This window comes from Streptomyces nanhaiensis (assembly GCF_046614825.1).
Lineage (GTDB): Bacteria > Actinomycetota > Actinomycetes > Streptomycetales > Streptomycetaceae > Streptomyces > Streptomyces radiopugnans.
The window spans coordinates 18,294-37,339 of record NZ_JBKJFM010000028.1 but is presented as its reverse complement, the minus strand read 5'-3'; the positions used below and the strand labels follow the sequence as shown (position 1 = coordinate 37,339).

At 69.2% G+C, this 19,046-nt stretch carries 10 protein-coding genes and 2 pseudogenes; 4 read left to right on the top strand and 8 right to left on the bottom strand.

Going from position 1 to position 19,046, the window contains the following annotated elements; genetic code table 11:
• Window positions 1–62: 62 nt before the first annotated feature.
• Both ACLIYP_RS09865 and ACLIYP_RS09860 read left to right on the top strand, forming a co-directional pair.
• Complete coding sequence (locus ACLIYP_RS09865; protein WP_412712754.1) at window positions 63–6,980, top strand: polymorphic toxin-type HINT domain-containing protein; 6,918 nt, start codon at window positions 63–65, stop codon at window positions 6,978–6,980.
• A gap of 3 nt (window positions 6,981–6,983) precedes the next feature.
• Window positions 6,984–7,556: a hypothetical protein gene (locus tag ACLIYP_RS09860; RefSeq protein ID WP_412712753.1), complete on the top strand. Its 573-nt coding sequence runs from the start codon at window positions 6,984–6,986 to the stop codon at window positions 7,554–7,556.
• A gap of 492 nt (window positions 7,557–8,048) precedes the next feature.
• On the opposite strand, the gene ACLIYP_RS09855 is transcribed toward ACLIYP_RS09860, so the two are convergent.
• The 4 genes and pseudogenes from ACLIYP_RS09855 to ACLIYP_RS09840 all read right to left on the bottom strand — a co-directional run bounded on the left by ACLIYP_RS09855 (window position 8,049) and on the right by ACLIYP_RS09840 (window position 10,379).
• Entirely contained in the window at window positions 8,049–8,786 is a 738-nt protein-coding gene (locus ACLIYP_RS09855) for a transposase family protein (RefSeq protein WP_412712761.1), read from the bottom strand.
• Between the two features lie 16 nt (window positions 8,787–8,802).
• Window positions 8,803–9,332, bottom strand: a pseudogene (locus ACLIYP_RS09850) (IS5 family transposase); the annotation flags it as partial.
• A 45-nt stretch (window positions 9,333–9,377) separates the two neighbouring features.
• A pseudogene (locus tag ACLIYP_RS09845) lies at window positions 9,378–9,626 on the bottom strand (site-specific integrase); the annotation flags it as partial.
• 30 nt (window positions 9,627–9,656) lie between these two features.
• Window positions 9,657–10,379: a class I SAM-dependent methyltransferase gene (locus ACLIYP_RS09840; protein ID WP_412712752.1), complete on the bottom strand. Its 723-nt coding sequence runs from the start codon at window positions 10,377–10,379 to the stop codon at window positions 9,657–9,659.
• 573 nt (window positions 10,380–10,952) lie between these two features.
• On the opposite strand from ACLIYP_RS09840, the gene ACLIYP_RS09835 reads away from it, so the two are divergent.
• Entirely contained in the window at window positions 10,953–12,518 is a 1,566-nt protein-coding gene (locus tag ACLIYP_RS09835; protein WP_412712760.1) for a glycoside hydrolase family 43 protein, read from the top strand.
• A 158-nt stretch (window positions 12,519–12,676) separates the two neighbouring features.
• Window positions 12,677–13,693, top strand: coding sequence for a LacI family DNA-binding transcriptional regulator (locus ACLIYP_RS09830; RefSeq protein WP_412712751.1), 1,017 nt, complete (start codon window positions 12,677–12,679; stop codon window positions 13,691–13,693).
• Between the two features lie 48 nt (window positions 13,694–13,741).
• Here the strand turns inward: ACLIYP_RS09830 and ACLIYP_RS09825 are convergent, their stop codons facing one another.
• The 4 genes from ACLIYP_RS09825 to ACLIYP_RS09810 form a co-directional block, all read right to left on the bottom strand.
• A complete protein-coding gene (locus ACLIYP_RS09825) occupies window positions 13,742–15,514 on the bottom strand; it encodes a CocE/NonD family hydrolase (protein ID WP_412712750.1) in 1,773 nt (590 codons plus the stop codon).
• Window positions 15,515–15,678: 164 nt separating this feature from the next.
• Complete coding sequence (locus ACLIYP_RS09820) at window positions 15,679–16,584, bottom strand: carbohydrate ABC transporter permease (protein ID WP_412712749.1); 906 nt, start codon at window positions 16,582–16,584, stop codon at window positions 15,679–15,681.
• The gene (locus ACLIYP_RS09815; RefSeq protein WP_459076343.1) at window positions 16,584–17,474 is read right to left on the bottom strand and encodes a carbohydrate ABC transporter permease; all 891 of its coding nucleotides are present in this window, start codon (window positions 17,472–17,474) and stop codon (window positions 16,584–16,586) included. Before ACLIYP_RS09815 ends, ACLIYP_RS09820 begins: the two co-directional genes overlap by 1 nt.
• Before the next feature lie 142 nt (window positions 17,475–17,616).
• Window positions 17,617–18,888, bottom strand: coding sequence for an extracellular solute-binding protein (locus ACLIYP_RS09810; RefSeq protein ID WP_412712747.1), 1,272 nt, complete (start codon window positions 18,886–18,888; stop codon window positions 17,617–17,619).
• Window positions 18,889–19,046 lie beyond the last annotated feature (158 nt).

Genomic DNA, 19,046 nt, shown 5'->3' with positions numbered 1-19,046 from the left:
ACACCCGGGGCCTCCGGGACAGCACCGTCGGCGACAGGAAGTAGTTGGAGATGGGCGGGGCAATGCGCAGACGCACACGAAAGGGGCTGCGCCGCAGGATCGCGGTGGGCCTGGCCGCCGTCATGGTCGGCACATTGATCCAGCAGGGCACCACCGTCACCGCCGAGGCGTCCGACCGAGGACGTCCTGCGGCCGTAGACCCGGACAGGCCCGTCGCCGGACACGCGCTCGAGGCCGAGCCACGCGGGACCGGCAAGGCGTCGAGGACGCCTGAGGGGAAGCCAGAAGCCGCCTGGCCCCGGGGCAGGTCGGCTATGCTTGCCGTCCCGCGGACGGGTGCCAAGGGCACGAGCGGGAAGGACACGGGCCCCACGGACGCCGACGGCCTGCCGGTCTCGGTGACTGCGCCCAAGGGCGGCGGGAAAGCCGGGAACGAGGCGAAGGCGAAAGCCGAAGCGGCACCCGAGCCCGTCGAGAAGATCAATCTCAAAGTCCATGACCGGAAGACCGCCGAACGGGCCGGAGTGGACGGCCTGCTGTTCTCGGTCGCCCGCGCGGACGGTGCCGGGGAACGGGGCGCAGTCGGAATCCGGCTGGACTACGCAGACTTTGCCGAGGCCTACGGGGCGAACTACGGCGCGCGCCTCCGCCTAGTCGAGCTGCCCTCCTGCGCGCTGGCCACCCCTGCGGTCGCCAAGTGCCGCGACACGGTGGAGATCCCCGCCATCAACGACGCCAACGGGCAGACTCTGACCGCCGCATCGCTGACCGTCGGGTCCGCGAACAGCTCCCCGACCCTGCTGGCCGCCGTCTCCGGCACCTCCAGCGACCAGGGCGACTTCACGGCCACCTCACTGTCGCCATCGGCGACCTGGAGCACCAACCTGCCATCGGGTGACTTCTCCTGGTCCTACGGCATGCCGGTGCCCAACGTACCCGGGTCGCTCAAGCCCGATGTTGGCCTGTCCTACTCCTCGGGAAGCATCGACGGGCGCACGGGGACGACGAACAACCAGTCCTCATGGATCGGCGACGGCTTCGACCTTTGGCCCGGGTTCATCGAGCGCCGCTACAAGTCCTGCGCGGATGACGGGATCAAGATCGACGGCAACGACCCGGGCGATCTGTGCTGGGGCTACGACAACGCCACGATCAGCTTCAACGGCAAGGGCGGCGAACTGGTCCCCGTCGGCAACGGGGTGTGGAAGCTGAAGGACGACGACGGCACGAAGATCGAGCGGCTAGAGGGCACCAGCCGGGACAACGGCGACGACAACGAGGAGTACTGGCGCCTCACCACCACCGACGGAACCCGCTACTACTTCGGCTACCACAAGCTGCCCGGCTGGGCGGACGGCAAGGGCACCACCGACTCCACCTGGACCGTGCCCGTCCACGGCGACGACGCCGGCGAACCCTGCCACGGGTCCTCCTTCATCGACTCCTGGTGCCAGCAGGCCTGGCGCTGGAACCTCGACTACGTCGTCGACGTGCACGGCAACGCCATGGCCTACTACTACGACAAGGAGACCAACCACTACGGCCGCGCCCTGAAACCGGCCAACGGCACCCCGTACGTGCGTGGCGGCCACCTCGACCGGATCGAGTACGGCCTGAAGTCCTCGGCCATGTACGCCGATAAGGCCCTGGCCAAGGTGGACTTCACCTCGGCCGAGCGCTGTATCCCGGAGACCGGGGTCACCTGCGAGCCTGACACCATCGACGACAAGTCGTTCTACTGGTACGACACCCCGTGGGACCAGAACTGCAAGTCCGGCACCGACTGCACCACCTCTCTGGCGCCGACCTTCTGGACCCGCAAGCGCCTCACCGACGTCACCACTCAGATCCTCAAGTCCGACGGCACCTATACCGACGTCGACACCTGGAAACTCGCCCAGCGCTGGGGCATGGCCGACATCGACTACAGCCTGCTCCTGGAATCAGTCCAGCACACCGGCAAGTCCGCGGCGACGGCCATCACCCTGCCCAAGGTCAGCTTCGCCTACCACCAGGACGCCAACCGCCTTGACAAGGCCGACGACGACACCGCTCCGTTCATCAAGCACCGGCTGGCCACTGTCGCCGACGAGTCCGGCGGCCAGATCGACGTCAACTACTCCGCCCCCGCCTGCGACTGGAACGCGCTGCCCACACCCCAGAGCAACACCACGCGCTGCTACCCGCAGTACATGGAGCTGGGCAGCGAGAACCCGGTGACGCACTGGTTCAACAAGTACGTGGTCACCTCCGTCACCGCCACCGACCGCACAGGCGGCGCCCCCGACGAGGTCACCCAGTACAGCTACCTCGACGGCGCGGCCTGGCACTTCGATGACGACGACGGCCTGACCAAGGAGAAGTACAAGACGTGGTCGACCTGGCGCGGCTACGGACGCGTACGGGTCAAAACCGGTGGTCAGAGCGGCACCATGCTCTCTCAGGAGGACCACTACTACCTGCGGGGCATGGACGGTGACAGGGCCGGCCCCGACGGCGGCACCAAGAGCGTCACCGTGCCGGACGGCGAGGGCACCACGCTGACCGACCACGCGGCGTACGCGGGCTTCGAGTACCGGACCGAGAAGTATTCCGCACCGGGTGGGAAGATCCTGGAGAAGAGCGTCAACCACCCCTGGAGCCACGAGACCGCCAAGCGCGTGCGCTCCTGGGGCACCATCACCGCGAACCTCACCGGCACCGCCACCTCCAAACGGTTCGTCTCGTTGGACGACGGCGCCGGAAGTTCGTGGCGCACCACCGCCACCGCGACCACCTATGACACGGTCGCCGGGCGGGCGGCGGAGGTGAACGACTACGGCGACACCACCACGGCCGCGGACAACCGCTGCACCCGCATCACCTACGCCGACAACACCGACAAGCGGATCCTCGACAAGCCGTCGCGGGTCGAGACCGTCGCCGTCAAATGCGCCGAGATTCCGAACCGAGCCACCGACGTCATATCCGACGTGCGCACCGCCTATGACGGCGGCGCCTACGGTGCCGCCCCGACCAAGGGCGACGCCACCACCATCGGCACTCTCAGCAAACACGACGGCAGCAAGGCCACCTACACCGAGTCCTCCGTCACCTTCGACGGCTACGGCCGCGCGCTGACCGCCACCGACCTGTCGGGCACCACCGTCTTCGACGCCGCAGGCACCTCGGCCCACACGGACGAGGCCAACAAGCGCACGACCACGACCGTGTACACCCCAGCCACCGGCCTGCCCACGCAGAAGAAGGTCACCACACCTCCCGCCAAGGCGGGCACCAGCGGCACCGCGCAGACCACCACGACCACCCTCGACCCGGCACGCGGGCTGCCGCTCACGGTGCTCGACACCAACAACAAGCGCACCGACTACGCCTACGACGCGCTGGGACGCCGGGCCGCGATCTGGCTGCCCAACCGCTCCAAGGCCAACGGCCAGACCCCCAACTACGCGTTCACCTACAAGACCGAGGAGGGCGCGCCCGCCGCCGTCGGCACCAAGTGGCTCGGCTCCGGCGGTGCCCAGCTGACCAGCTACACCCTCTACGACGGCTTCCTGCGCCCCAGGCAGACCCAGGTCCCCGGCCCCGACGGCGGCCGGCTGGTCAGCGACACCTTCTACGACGAGCGCGGGCTGACCAAGAAGGTCTTCGCGCAGTACTACACCACAGGTGCCCCGTCGACCACGCTGTTCGGACCGGACGACTCCCTCAGCGTCGAGACCCAGACCCACTTCACCTACGACGGGCTGGGCCGGACCACCGTCGAGAAGCAGATCGCTGGCAACGGCGACGGCGGCACTGAGCTCGCCGTGACCACCACGACTTACAAGGGTGACCGCACCACCATCGACCCTCCGGACGGCTCCACGCCCACCACCAGGGTCACCGACGCCCGCGGACAGATCACCGAGCTCTGGCACTACCGGGGCGGTACACCCGAGGGCGACCACGACACCACCCGCTACAGCTACACCCCGGCAGGCCAGATCGCCCGTGTCGTAGACGCCGCGGGCAACACCTGGAGCTACCTGTACGACCAGCGTGGACTGCTGACCGAGTCAAACGACCCTGACAAGGGCAAGACCGCCCTCTCCCACGACGACTACGGTCTGCTGACCTCCACCAGCAACGACCGCGGCGGCAAGCTGTACCACAGCTACGACGACCTCGGACGCAAGACCGAGACCCGCGAGGGCGCCGCCGGCGGCACCCTGCTCGCCCAGTGGACGTACGACCCACTGGGGGCGAAGGGCCAGCTCGCCTCGGCCACCCGGTATGTGGGCGGCAACGCATACAAGACCACGGTCAACATCTACGACAGCCTCTACCGGCCGAACCGCACCACCGTCACCATCCCCGCCTCCGAGGGCGCCCTGGCCGGCTCCTACCAAATCAATACCAAGTACAACGCGGACGAGACCGTCCAGTCGGTCAGCTACCCGGCCGCCGGCTCCCTGCCGGCCGAGGTCGTGACACCCACCTACGACTCGATGCAGCGCCCGGTCACGCTCGGGGGCGCGAGCACGTACGTCACCGACACCGTATACAGCAACACTGGCAAACTCCTGCAGCACGAGCTCGCCTCCGGAGGCAAGAAGACCTGGGTCACCAACACGTACGAGTGGGGCACCCAGCGGCTCAAGACCTCCCGCACTGACCGTGAGGACGTCGCTGGCGTCGATCGCCACGCCACCTACGGCTACGACCAGGCCGGCAACGTCCGCTCGGTCGTCGACACCTCGCGCGAGGGCACCGACGCGCAGTGCTTCGTCTACGACCACCTGCGCCGTCTCACCGAGGCATGGGCCCAGTCGAACAGCCAGTGTGCCTCCCAGCCGTCGGCGTCCGTACTCGGCGGCCCCGCCCCGTACTGGACCACGTACGGCTACGACAAGACTGGGAACCGGACAGAGGAGATCCAGCACGACATCCTGGGCGACACCACCAGTGACGTCAGGCGTACCTATACCTATCCCGCGCCCGGTAGTCCCCGGCCCCACGCACTGACCAAGGTGGAGACCACCGGACCGGGCGGAACCCAGCTGGACACCTTCACCTACGACGCCACCGGGAACACCACCGACCGGGAGCTCCACGGTACCGACCAGGAGCTCACCTGGGACGCCGAAGGCAGGCTCACCAAGGTCGTCGAGACGACCGAGCAGGGGCAGAAGACCACCAGCTACGTCTACGACGCCGACGGCAAGCGCCTGATCCAGGACCACGACGGCACCAGGACTCTCTACCTCGGCAACACCGAGATCACCCTTGCCAAGGGCTCCACGATCCCGAAGGCCACCCGCTACTACGACATCGGCGCGGGCACCGCGATCCGCACCGACGACAACAAGGTCTCCTTCCTCGTCGGCGACCACCACGGCACTGCCGAACTCGCCATCAGCGCCGCGGACCTGTCCATGCAGCAGCGTCGCACCACTCCCTTCGGCGGCTACCGCGGCACCCAGCCCACGAACTGGCCGGGAACCAAGGGTTTCCTCGGCGGCACCGAGGACGGAACTGGCCTCACACACCTGGGCGCCCGGGAGTACGACTCGGACACAGGTCGCTTCATCAGCGTCGACCCGGTCATGGACCTGGGCGACCCCCAGCAGATGAACGGTTACGCGTACGCCGGCAACAACCCCCTCACCTTCAGTGACCCCGATGGACTGCGCTGCCTCCACGGGGCGCCGGGCGGCGGGAAAGACGGCATCTGCGCTGGCGTGAGCGGAGACACCGACGGCGTCATCAATGGCACGTCGAACAACTGCCCGCGCACCTCGTCCTGCTACGACGCGGCCGTCGAGATGTCGCAGCACGCCCGCAAGATCGGCTCCTACGGCAAGACCCCCAGGCAGTACAAGAAGTGGCTCAACGACGGCCGTAAGGCGCGCGAGATCTACCGTTGCGGATTCGTCGGCTGCGACGGACAGGTCGCCAACCCAGCCGCCTGGTGCTACCGGAACGCGGAGCTGTGCACGATCTTCCACCTGGCGTACGAGCTAGAACCCGTGCTGCACAAGGTATGGGAGGTGGAGAAGGAACTGCTTGGCCTCGGCGGCCTGGAGGCGTGTGCGGCTGGCGACATGGATGCCTGCGTAGACCTCACGATCGACGTCACCGTCGCGTCGAAGATGAGACTCGCAGGCAGACTGCTGGGCCTGTGCAAGGCGTTGAACAGCTTCGTCGCGGGCACGGAGGTCCTGCTCGCGGATGGTTCGCGCAAGAAGATCGAGGACGTCAGGACCGGTGACAAGGTCCTGGCCACCGATCCGGAGACAGGCGAGACGACGGCCCGCGAAGTCGTCGCCACCATCATCACCGAGGACGACAAACGGTTCACCGAGCTCAAGGTCACGGCGGACGACGGCCACGCCTCGATCGTCACCACCGACCACCACCCCTTCTGGTCGCCTTCGAAGCAGGCCTGGCTCGACGCCGCCGACCTCAAGCCCGACATGACACTGCGCACACCCGATGGGGACCTGGTGGCCATCGTTGGAGCCCGACACTTCACCGACCGCCGACTCACCTACAACCTCACCGTCGATGACGTGCACACGTACTACGTGGCAGCCGGAGAGGAATCCGTGCTGGTCCACAACGGCGGCGAGGACATCGGACTCACCCGCGAGCAGCACGTCGCCCAGCTGCTCGGCGGCACCGTGGCCAAGGGGCCCAACGGCCAGGACATCAAGATCACGATGCCGAACGTCGGATCATCGGGGCTCGATGTGATCTCGGCGGACGGAGACTATGTCTTTGTTGGAGGCCCTGCTAAGGCCAAGAACCCGTCCAAGTTCGGGCAGGCTTTGAAGATCAACAAGTACGCCGCCGACCAGGCAGGAGTCAGGGCCATCTACTACTTCGAGGAGGGCACGCCCGAATCCGCGTTGAAACAGGCGCGCAAGGTCTTCGGTGCGGAGAACGTGCATACTTTCTCCATGCACAAGGGGCCTACAACCGACGGCGGGTGCTGATCCGTGTCGGACGCGTACATCGCGTGGTACAGGACGCGCACCACGGAGAGCGGATTTCTAGCCCTCGCCGACGAGTTCCAGCGCAGCGGCATCTCCATCCGGCATCCGAACCTCGGCACCGGGATCCTCCTGAACGCTGACGGCGATCAGGTGAGGATGTCGGTGGAGCGCATCGCAGAACTGGTGGGACTCGCCGTCGCGTGCCTCAACGTGGAGTGGTGGCTGACCGCCGATGTGGACGTCACCTGCCGCTTCACGTACGAGCCGCTGGGCGGGGAGTGCCAGACGTACTACCTGGATGGTCTCTCCGCAGACGAAGTGGCGTGCGTGGAAGAAGTGATCCTTCGCCAGGTCTCCAGACAGCCGGAACTGACAGACGCCCTTATTGTTGATCGGTCGGGGGCCAGTGCGGAGGTCGACTGGGACGAACAGGTTCTCGGGGGCCCGACAGAACTCACGGTGTCCCCCGACCTGATGATCCTCCCTCATGCACGGATACGGGAGATCGGCGGAGTCCTCCAGCGAGGGCGGGTCGAGGAGTACGACTCCCGCCTCAGCATCTACAGAAAGCGGTGAGTGGTTACCGGCCTGTGTTCCGCACGGACCTTCCAGGTCATTCAGCCTGGTGAACCCTCGGGAGCCAAGGTCGCAACCGGGGTCGGTCTGACCGGGGCCGTATCCAAGTGATGAGGAGATGCTTCTTTTGGTCAGGGCGGCAACGTTTCAGAGGGGCTCGGTCTGGAACTCCAGGAAAGCTTGATCCTCTGATGAGGAGGAAGGTGCGGGGAAGGTGAGGCTACCAAAAGGCTCTGTTTCCTTCTTTGGAGAGTGACCACTCTCCGTGTATGGCGGTGGTTTGACCGGAGGAGGCGTGGTGCGGGACGGGTGTGGGGGTCAGCCGACGCGCGGGAGTCAGCACGGGGGTGGCGTGGGCCCGCCCGCGGGGGACGCGCCCACGCCGGTGAGTTGGGCGTTTGCCGTGCGGTGCCGCTTCTGGTGGGGCGCGTTGTAACGAGCTCGTGCACGGTAGGCGGTGAGGCGTCGAGGACCTCGGTGAGGCCTCGGTGTTCACCTCTGTCGTGTCGGCGTCAGGTCCGCGGTTTGCTGGTGGGAGAGGAGGCCGGCGACGGCTTGGACGGTGTCGCTGATGTGCTCGCGGCGACCGAGGTGGCGGGCCAGGGCGCGCCAGTTCTTCAGATGGGCGATGCCGTGCTCGACCCGGATGCGCCGCGAGGAGTGCGCCGTGCGCTGCCGCTGGTACAGCGTCTCGTACCAGTCGGGAGCGTTCTTCTTGAACTTCCGGTGCGGTGGTGTCACCACCCGTCCGCCGGTCTGCGCGCCCAGGCCCTGGTATCCGGCGTCGGCGAGGACCTCCACGGCCGGCCCGTCGGCCAGGCGCTTGGCCAGCCCCAGTTGGCGGGCGTGGGTGATGTCCGCGCGGCTTTCCAGGCGGGTCGGGCTGCCAAGCAGCACCCGGCCGTCGGCGTCGGTGACGACCATGGTCTTGACGGCATTCTGCTTGCTTTTGCCGGAGATGAATTTGTCCCGGTCCCTGCGTCCGGCGGCCGGGCGCCGGACGCGGATCTCGGTGCCGTCGACGATGCCCGACTTTCCGCCGGCGCCGAGGTGGTCGATGACCTCGGCCAGGGTTCGCAGCCGTACGCCGGGGGCGATGGCGCAGCCTCGCTCGGCGAGCAGGGGCCGCACTTCGCCGACGGCTCGGGTGATAGTGGAGCGGTCCACGCCGAACCAGCAGGCCAGCACGTCATGCGTGGTGGCGTGACGGAGGTGGACGAGCGTGGCCAGGAGCCGGTCGACGAAGACCAGCCGGTGGGTCGTGTCTCGTTTGGTGACCGGTCACCATCGGCTTCAGCGCGAGGCTGTCGTGGGTGTTGGCGGCCGAGAGGCCAACGAGGAGGGGCAGCCCTCCTGCATCGGACAGTACGTGCATCTTGGAGCCCGGCTTGCCCCGGTCCACGGGGCTCGGACCTGCAAGTTCGCCCCCTTTTTCGCTCGCACGTGGGCGGAGTCGAGCACCACACGGGTAACGTCGATCAGCCCGGCGTCGTCGAGCCGATGGAGCACGGCCTCGTGCAGGCGGCCCCACACCCCGGCTCTGGACCAGATCAGGAAGCGGCGGTGGGCGGTGGACTTGGAGATGCCGAAGCACGGCGGCAGCGCCCGCCAGGCGCAGCCGGACACCAGCACGTAGATGATCGCGGCGAACACCGCCTCATCAGGAGTGTTCTGCGTCCCGCCGCCCTGCGGCCGCACCCTCGCCGGCGGGATCAGCGGCCGCGCGAGCTCCCACAGCCCGTCCGGAACGATCCATCCCCACCGAGCACTCCCCATGCCCGGCCCAACGAGCCGACCACCACATAGGACACGCTCTTAGGGGGACTTGAGCACGGAGTGGATGTGGGTGAGCGTCAGCGGGGAGAGCAGATTGGAGCAGCACTGGCAGGTGGTGCGGAGCCAGTCGAGCCATGTGCAGACGTCCTTGGCGGCGAGCTTGGTGAGTTTCTTCTCGCGGGTGTGGGTGTTCTCGCGGAGGTGGTGGACGGCGACGTTCCTCAGCCGGTACGTCAGGTGTGCGCCGACGGTGCCCTGCGCGGAGGGGACGGGGATGCCGCGGTTGCCGGCGGCGGGCCTTCTGTGCCTCAGGTCGTGCGGGTTTCACTCCCGGAACTCCATTGGTTGTGGCTGGTGGCCCGCCGTCCGGTGGCGGACCTGGAAGAGACGGCAGGAGACGGGGCCGTCTCCCTCCGGGGCGTCGAGGGCGTCGACCTGGTCGGTGACGAGTCCGTGCTCGGTGAGCAGGCCTTCCCACAGCTCGGACGTGAGGACCCACATCCGTACGGTCAGCCGCCCGCCACCGGCCAGGGGCAGGGTCTCCGGCCGGGCGGTGACGGTGGTCGAGGGTCCGTGTCCGTCGGAGTCGGTGTGCAGGACGGAGAAGACCAGGCGGCCGCCGGGTCGCAGTGCGGTGGCGACAGCGGGCAGGAGCCGCCGGGGGTTGATGTAGGCGAAGCCGTGGACGGAGTAGATCACGTCGTACGGCTCCGCGGTGCGCAGGTGTTCGACGGCGTCGGCCAGGATCAGGTTCAGGCCGGGCTGTCTGCCGTACCGGGCGCGGGCGCGCTCGTGCTGGGTGGCCGAGGCGTCGACCGCGTCGACCAGGGCACCGTGCTCACGGGCCAGGTGGGCGGCGTACCTGCCCGTCCCGGAGCCGAGGTCCAGCACGCGTCGACCGCAGACGTCCCCGAGGATCTCGGCACCGGGGCCGGTCGGCCGGAAACCCCAGGTGAAGCGGTCCACATCGGGTGTTTCGGTGCCGCGCGCCAGGTGATGCGCGCCGTAAGCGGTCCAGGCGTCGGAGTTCACCGATTCGGCGTTCATGATGCCGTCCTTCCGGGGGGAGAAAGTATCGGGGCAAGGCATGGTGGATCAGCTCTGTGGCAGCTTCCGCTCTTTCGGGGGCATCACGGGAGGGCGCGTTGGGTGCCGGGGCGGTGGGCGTCGCAGTGCGGATACGCGGCCGGGGCGGCTCTCCCGTGCCTGCCGGACCTCCTTGAAACCCAACGCGGAGGCCCCCTGTCGGGTCCGCCGAGGGAGTCGAGCCGCAGCGGTGCTGTCCCGTCCCGGCTGGAGCGCAGTGCACCGGACTGCGGGTCCGGCCGTCGGACGAGGTGCCGGCGACGGCTGGAGGTGCCGAACACCTCGGTGTCGCCGATGCCCGGCTTCGGGCCCGGACTGCGGGTCAGCAGCGTCATGGGAGGTGAGGCGACCTCGTACACCTCCACGGTGACCGGGCTGCGCACCGACGCCATCGAGGGCGTCAACACCGAGGCCGAGCGGACCGCGCGCCGGACGCACGGGCGAGCAGGCCGGCGGGCACACCCCTGGGCATTCGCGCTGCGCCGTCTAGACTCGCCGCACGGCGCCCGGCGGCTCGGAGGGAGCAGGTTTTCCGTGCACACCTACGACAACCCTGTGATCAGCGGATTCCACCCCGATCCGAGCGTGTGCCGGGTCGGTGACGACTACTACCTGGTGTGCTCCAGCTTCGAGTACTTCCCCGGGCTGCCGATCTTCCACAGCAGGGACCTCGTGCACTGGGAGCAGATCGGCAACGTGCTCGACCGGCCCGGGCAACTGCCGCTGCCCATACCCGGGGCCAAGGCGTCGGGCGGCCTCTACGCACCCACGATCCGCCACCACGACGGCCGTTACTGGGTCGTCAACACCAATGTCGACGGCGGCGGCAACTTCGTCGTCTCGGCCGAGCGGCCCGAGGGGCCGTGGAGCGACCCGGTGTGGATCGACCTGCCCGGGATCGACCCCGATCTGGCGTGGGAGGAGGACGGCACCTGCTGGTGCGCCTTCTCCGGGGTCGAAGGCGGCATCAACATGGCCAGGATCGACCCGGTCGAGGGGAAGGTGCTGGAGGGGCCGTTCGCCACGTGGTCGGGCAGCGGCCTCAAGTACCCCGAGGCGCCGCACCTCTACCGCATCGGCGACTGGTGGTACCTGCTGATCGCGGAAGGCGGCACGGAACGCGGCCACAGCGTGTCCGTCGCCCGCGGCCGTTCGCCGCGCGGTCCCTGGGAGGGCGCACCCGCCAACCCCCTGCTCTCCCACAGCGGTACCGGCCGTTCCATCCAGAACACCGGCCACGCCGACCTGGTGCAGGCCCCCGACGGCAGTTGGTGGATGGTGCTGCTCGGCGTCCGTCCCAGCGGCTTCACGCCCGACGTGCACGTGCTCGGCCGCGAGACGTTCCTGACCCCCGTGGAGTGGGACGAGGACGGCTGGCCCGTCGTCGCGCCCGTTCCCGAGAGCCACGCGGCCCCGGGCGGCGCCTGGCATCCCGTTCCGGCCCCGCCCGCACGCGAGGACTTCGACGGTGCCGCTCTCGCGCCGCACTGGGTCTCGCCGTTCGCCCGCCCGGAGGGCTCCTGGTCGCTCACCGAGCGCCCCGGCCGGCTGGTCCTCCACGCCACCGGCCCCACCCTCGACCGCCCCGGGTACACCTTCGTCGGCCGCCGCCAGCAGCACCACGACTGCCGCGTCAGCGTCGCGGTCGACCCGGGCGCGGGACGCGGCGGCCTCTGCGTACGCCTGGACGAGGCCCACCACTACGAGGTGGAGGCCGGGGACGGGGAGGTCGGCGTCGTCGCCCGGATCGGTCCGCTGCGCCAGACCGTGGCCGCCCGGCCGGTCCCGGCGGGGCCGCTGACCCTCACCGTGACGATCCGGACGTCCGATCTCGTGCCCGCGTCGCCCGAACTCACCGACGGCGGGACCACGGGCCCCGACACCATCGCCTTCTGGCTCGGCGATCCCGGCGCCCCGGACGCCCGGCCGCTGGCCGAACTGGACGGGCGCTACCTGTCCACCGAGGTCGCCTGCGGCTTCACCGGCCGTGTGATCGGCATGTACGCCACCGAGGGCACGGTCGCCTTCGACTGGTTCGAGTACGTCCCGGACCCGGACCCGACACCGGACCCGGCCTCGTCCCCGGAGCCCTCCGCGTGACGCCCGGCGCGCGGCCTCGTGCGGCCCCCGGGCCCGCAGCCGGCCCGGCCGGTCTGCGGTACCGCAGGCGCCGCCCCGGCGCCCTGGAGGGCCTTCTCGCCGGTTAATCTGTCCCCATGCCCCCTCGACCCGTCGGATCGCGCCCCACACTGTCCTTGGTGGCCAAGACCGCCGGTACGAGCGTGCCCACCGTGTCCAAGGTGCTGCGGGGCGGAACCGACGTCTCGGCCGAGACGCGCGCGAGGGTCATGGAAGCCGTGCAGGCCGTCGGCTACACCCGCCGGGCCGGGTCCAAGGGCGAAGGCGCGCGGGACGAGAGCGGCCTGTCCAGCGTGCTCGACCTCGTGGTCACCCACTTCGAGGGGTCGTGGGCGAACCTGCTGACAGCCGGGGTCGGGCGGGAGGCGGCGGCAGCGGGGCTCGACGTCGTGCTGACGCTCGCCGAGCCGCACAGCGACTGGGTGTCGCGGGTCCTGAGAAGGCGCAGCGTCGGCGCGATCGGGACGCTGATCGATCCCACCTCCCGGCAGTTCAACGCGCTCTGCGCCGCGGGCGTCCCCGTGGTGCTGATCGACCCGATGAGCACGCCGCCGTCAGGGGTGGCGAGCATCGGCGTGGCGAACTGGGACGGCGGCCGCATGGCCGCCGAGCACCTCCTGTCCCTCGGCCACGTGCGGATGGGGGTCGTCGCCGGCCACGCCCGCCATCTCTTCAGCCGGGCGCGCGTCGACGGTTTCCGCGCGGCGGCCGACACGGCGACCGCCGGCAACGCCACGGTGTCCGTGGCCCATGGCGGATGGAACCGCGCCAAGGCGGCGACCGCCACCCACACACTGCTCGACGGCGACCCGGGGATCACGGGGATCTTCGCCTGCTCGGACTCCATGGCACTCGGCGTCTACGACGCACTGGAGGCCCGGGGCCTGCGGATCCCCGGGGACATCAGCGTCATCGGCTTCGACGACCTGCCCGAGGCGCAGTACATCACCCCCGGGCTGACGACCGTCAGACAGCCCAGTACCGAGTTGGGCGCCGCGGCGGTCAAGCTCCTGCTCGAGCTCTCGCGGAGCGAGGACGGCGCCGCCCGGTCCCCCGCCCGCATGGAGCTGGCCACCGAGCTGGTCGTCCGTGCCTCCACCGGTCCCGCCTCGGCGACCGCGGCGCCGCACCGGTGACGTGCCGGCGCCAGGCCGGTGACGCGGGCAGGCGTACCCCGGCCGGCCTCATCGCGGCGCTGCCGTCACGACCCGCAGGACGAGGCGGCTCGGATGAGCGGCGCCGTGGCGGATCGTGTACTCCGCGGTGGTCGGCGCCGCGGTCCGCCCGGCCGGCTCGGGCTCGAAGACGTTGCATCCGACGTCCCAGCGGGGTGACGAACTCGGTGCGATGTCGACCCGCACCCGGTGGCCCGGCAGGAACGTGTGCGCCGTCGACCAGAGGTCCACGACGAACTCCTGGTCCCGGCCCGGCTCGACCGGCCGCCTGTCGCCCAGGCCCGTGACCGGGTCGACGAACCGCGCCGACCCCCGCTGCACGCCGTCGGTGACGACGAGGCTGCTGCCGTCCGGGTGTTCGTCGCACAGCCGCACGACCACATCCGCGTCCGTCCCCGTGGTCGAGAGGTGGACGACGGCGTGAACCGCGCCCATCACCGTGATCTCCTCGGCGAGCGGCACGGTGCGCCACGAGACCACGTCCTGCCGCGACTCGATCGCCGTCTGGTCGGCGGGCCCCGCCCCGAACGGCTCGAAGAGGAGCACCGCACCGCCGCGCGTCGGCACCGGGGACGCCGGATCGCTGGTCAGCCGCCGTTCACCGCTCCCGGTCGGCTCGGCCGAAAGTGATCCCCCGGCGCCCAGGTGCAGCTCGAGCGTCCGCGTGCCGCGCGGGGGGAACTCCTCAAGCTCGACCCACCGGTTCGAACCCATCAGGAACACGCGCACCGGCGGCGTGTCCGCCGTGCCCGATCGAAGGGCGGCGTCGAACCACCGCACGTGCCGCTCGGTGAGGTCCCCACCGCCGCCGAGGTCACCGGCGGACGCGCCCGGCCCGAAGTCCACCCCGGCCGTCCGGCCCGACATGTCGCCGTGCGACCAGGGGCCGACGAGAAGACGGGGCACCGGCCCGCCGGTTTCTCCCGCGCGGTGCAGCAGGCGCCGGTAGATCTCCAGAGTCGACCCGAGAAAGACGTCGAACCATCCGCCGACCAGGAAGACCGGGACGTCGATCGCGTCGATCCGGTCGACGATCTTCCCGGCGCGGTGGTGCGCCGACCCGAGCGGCTCGCGCAACCGGTCCAGACCCCATACGACGATCGACTCGGCGTCCGGGCCGGAGCGCAGGGCGCCGGCCCGGAACGCGTCCCCGGTCGCTATCGCACGCTCGGTCGCCTCCCACCGCTTCCGCTCGGCCTCCCGTTCGCCGGCGGAGCCGATGCGCGCGATCAGGTCCGGGGCGATCGCGTAGTGCGTCCAGGCGAGGGTGCTCCCGATCTCCGGCACCCCGCCGCGGAACCGGAAGCCGTCGAGCGCCGACATCGCCGGGGTCATGGCTGGAGCGATCGCCCGCAGAGCCGGAGCGCCTCCCACAAGAGCGCTGAACTGGGTCTCCGAGGCGTAGGACGCGCCCCACATTCCGACGGCGCCGGTGCATTCGGGAAGTGCCGCGAGCCAGGCCACGGCGTCGGCGCCGTCGGCCACCTCCTGTGCGCAGGGGTCGAAGACGCCTTCGGAGCCGAAGCGCCCCCGCACGTCCTGGAGCGCGACGAGGTAGCCGGCGGCGACGAGGCGCCCGACGTCGAGCATCCCGTCGTGTTCCTCACGGGTCACGTCATAGGGGTGACGCGTCAGCAGGGCCGGCCACGGCCCGGTCCCGTGCGGGACCAGCAGGACGGTCCGAAGCCGTGTTCCATCGCGCAACGCGCAGGTCACCTCGCGGCGCTCGGCGACCGGGGCAGGCGGTTCGCGGGCCGGATCGCCGTTCCCGGGCAGCGTCATGGAGATTCCTTTCCAGGGGATGGCAGAGGGCGTGCCGCGGGCCGAGCGATGCCGCCGGCCGGAGGTCCGCCCCCGCCGGGGGCATGGCGTCCGCCCCCGCCGGTGTCATGGCAGGGGCGGACGCAGAAGACGGTCCGGTCCGGGCTGGGATCCTGGCGCCGCCCTCAGCCCTTCACGGCGCCGGTGAGGCCGCCGACGATCCGCTTCTCGAAGACCGAGAAGAAGACCAGTGCGGGCAGCATGGCGAGCGAGGTGAACGCGAGGACCTTCGCGGTGTCCGTGGAGTACTGCGAGGAGAACACCTGGACGCCGAGCGGCAGGGTGAAGTTGGCCTGCGAGTTGAGGATGTACAGGGGCAGGATGTAGTTGTTCCAGCTGCCGACGAACCCGAGGATGCCGACGGTGACCACACCGGGCAGCGACAGCGGTACCACCATGCGGAAGAAGAATCCGAGCCGGCTCATGCCGTCGATCGCGGCAGCCTCCTCGATCTCGTTCGGAATGGCCCTGAGGAACGGCACCAGGATGATGACGGTCACCGGCAGGCCGAAGGCGATCTGAGGGATGATCACGCCGAGCAGGTTGTCGACGAGGCCGAGGTCCTTGACGACGAGGTACAGCGGAGTGATCGCGACGACCAGCGGGAACATCAGGCCCGCGGCGAACAGGGAGTACATCGCGCCCTTGAGCCTGAAGTCGTAGCGTGCGATCACGAAGCTCACCATCAGGCCGAGGACGACGGTGCCGGCGGTGCTGGCGATCGCGACGATGAGGGAGTTGGCGAACTCGCCCCAGAACATCGGCGACTTCAGGACGTCGATGTAGTTGCCGGCCACCCAGGGGCTCGGCAGGGCGGCCGGGTCCGTGGTGATCTGCGAGTTGGTGCGGAATCCGCCGAGCACCATGTAGAGCACCGGTGCGACGCAGACGCCGACGAAGAGCAGTGCGACGAAGTAGGTGACGGGGTGCCCCCACTTCTGCTGCTGCCCGTCGCGGTCACGGCGGCGGCCGGTGGGCGCCTTCGGCTTCGCGGCGGAGGGCGTACGGGGGTTGGCGGTCGTCGCGCCCATCACACGGTCCCCTCGGTGACGGCGCCGCGCAGGTCGCGGCGCAGGACGAAGCGCTGGTAGATCAGCGCGACGATGAGCGAGATCACGAACATCACGACCGCCACGGCGCTTCCGTAGCCGTAGTTGCCCGCGTTGCGGCCCTGGGCGAGCATGTAGATCGCCATGGTCGAGGTGCCCGCGGTGCCCGAGACGTACTGGCCCCAGATGATGTAGACGAGGTCGAACAACTGCAGCGAGCCGATGATCGACAGGAACGCCCAGATGCGGATCGTCGGTCCCAGCAGCGGCAGCGTGATGCGGCGCTGGATCTGCCAGTAGGAGGCGCCGTCGATCTGCGCGGCCTCGAAGATCTCGTCGGGGATCGACTGCAGGCCGGCGAGCATCAGGATCACCGCGAAGCCGATGTACTTCCACGAGATGATGGCCATCAGCGTCCAGATGGCCAGGTCCGGGTCGGCGATCCAGTCGGCGGCCAGGGAGTCCAGGCCGATCCGGTGCAGCAGGTCGTTGACGGCTCCGTTGCTCTGGAGCATCAGGCTCCAGCCGGTGCCGACGATGACCTCGGAGATGATGTAGGGCACGAAGATCAGGACGCGGATGACCGAGCGGCCGCGGATCCTCTGGTTGAGCAGGAGTGCGAGGACGATCGCCAGCGGACCCTGGATGACCAGTGAGAGCACCAGGATCAGGCCGTTGTGCCCGAGGACGTCCTGGAAGGCGGGGTCGGCGAGGATCAGCTTGTAGTTGTTCAGGCCGACCCAGTCGGTGGGCTCCCCGTAGCCTTTCCACCGGTAGAAGCCGTAGTACGCGGCGAGCACGACCGGGAAGATCACGAACGCCAGGAACGTGATGACCGCCGGTGCGGACAGGACCGCGATCTCGACTCGCATCCTGGCACGGCCTCGGCGGCGCGCAGCCGCTCGCGGCGGAGCCGGGGGCGCGGGCGTGGCCGCGTCCCCGGCTCCGGGCGTGCCCTGCGACTGGCGGCCGTCGGCCGTGTCAGTGCCCAGGGTGTTGCTCATGTCTGCTTACTCAGCCCTTCTCGGCGGCAGCTTTGACGTCCTTGACGATGTCGGCGGCGGAGCCCTTGCCGGCCATCAGGTTCACGACGGCGATGTTCATGGCGTTGCCGACGTTCTGGCCGTACACGGTGTCGAGGAACTGCATCGAGTAGGCGGCCTTGTTGAATGCCTCCAGTGCCGAGATGTTGTAGGGCTCGGTGACGACCCCCTGGGCCTCCTTGTTCACCGGGATCGTGTCGAAGGCCTCGGCGTAGGCCTCCTGCTGCTCCTTGGTCACGACGAACCGGAGGAAGCCGAGTGCCTCCTTCGGAGCGTCCTTGGACAGCGAGTAGCCGCCGGCGCCGCCCATGATGGCGGTCGGGTCGCCCTTGCCGCCGGGAACGGCGGGGAAGGGGAACCAGCCCAGGTCGGGGAGCGGCTTCTTGTCCGGGGTCAGGTCGGCGATCACACCGGGGTTCCAGTTGCCCATGAGTTCCATGGCCGCCTTGTGGTTGGCGAGCATGCCCGCCGACGACCCGGCGCCCTGCTGCGACGAAGCGGTCAGGAAGCCCTTCTGGAAGGGGTCGGCCTCCAGGAGCGACGCCAGGTCCTCGCCGGCCTCGGTCCAGCACGCGTCGTCGAAGGTGAGCGACTTGGCGGCTTCCTGCATGACCTCCTGGCTGCACTCGCGCAGGGCGAGGTTGTAGTACCAGTGCGCGGCCGGCCAGGCGTCCTTGGCGCCGACCGCGATCGGCGCGACATCGATCGCCTTCAGCTTCGCGACGGCGTCCTCGAGTTCGTCCATCGTCGTCGGCGGTGAGGTGATGCCGGCCTTCTCGAAGAGGTCCTTGCTGTAGTAGATGCCCTCGGGCTGCGTGTCGAGCGGCATCGCGTAGACCTTGCCGTCGATCGAGACGCCCTCGAGGGCCGCCGTGCCCACGTTCGCCCTGTCGGTGTCGGTCAGGTCCAGCGCCTGGATCTGGCCGGCGTCGACCATGGCCTGCATCTTGCCGCCACCGCGCTGCAGGAAGACGTCGGGCGCCGAGTTCGAGTTGAGCGCGTTCTGCAGCTTGCCGTCGAGGTCCTCGTTCTGGACCGACTGGACCTTGATCGTGACGTCCGGGTGCAGCGCGTGGTACTTCTTCGCGGCGTCCCTCCAGTACTCCGCACCACGCCCTTCCATCGCGTTCGTCCAGAGGGTCAGCGTGACCTTGCCGTCGGACGATATGTCGCTGCCGTCGCCGCCGCCGGCGCAGCCTGCGGCGGCGAGTGCGATGCCCAAGCCGATCGCGGCAGCCTTCACGCTGCGGGTTTTCCTCATCACCGTGGAAACTCCCTGATCTGTCGTCAGTGCTCCAACTGCCTTTAGTTTGCGCAAACTAATGGGCTGTCCGCGAAGCGGGAGCTAAGGTGTACAGTCAAAAATGAGCGAGAAGCAACCAACGGTTTTCGCAAGTTGTC

Coding starts and splice junctions, on each gene's coding strand:
- ACLIYP_RS09865 (WP_412712754.1), top strand. CDS start 63: ATGCGCAGACGCACACGAAAGGGGCTGCGCCGCAGGATCGCGGTGGGC.
- ACLIYP_RS09820 (WP_412712749.1), bottom strand. CDS start 16,584: ATGGGCGCGACGACCGCCAACCCCCGTACGCCCTCCGCCGCGAAGCCG.
- ACLIYP_RS09825 (WP_412712750.1), bottom strand. CDS start 15,514: ATGACGCTGCCCGGGAACGGCGATCCGGCCCGCGAACCGCCTGCCCCG.
- ACLIYP_RS09815 (WP_459076343.1), bottom strand. CDS start 17,474: ATGCGAGTCGAGATCGCGGTCCTGTCCGCACCGGCGGTCATCACGTTC.
- ACLIYP_RS09840 (WP_412712752.1), bottom strand. CDS start 10,379: ATGAACGCCGAATCGGTGAACTCCGACGCCTGGACCGCTTACGGCGCG.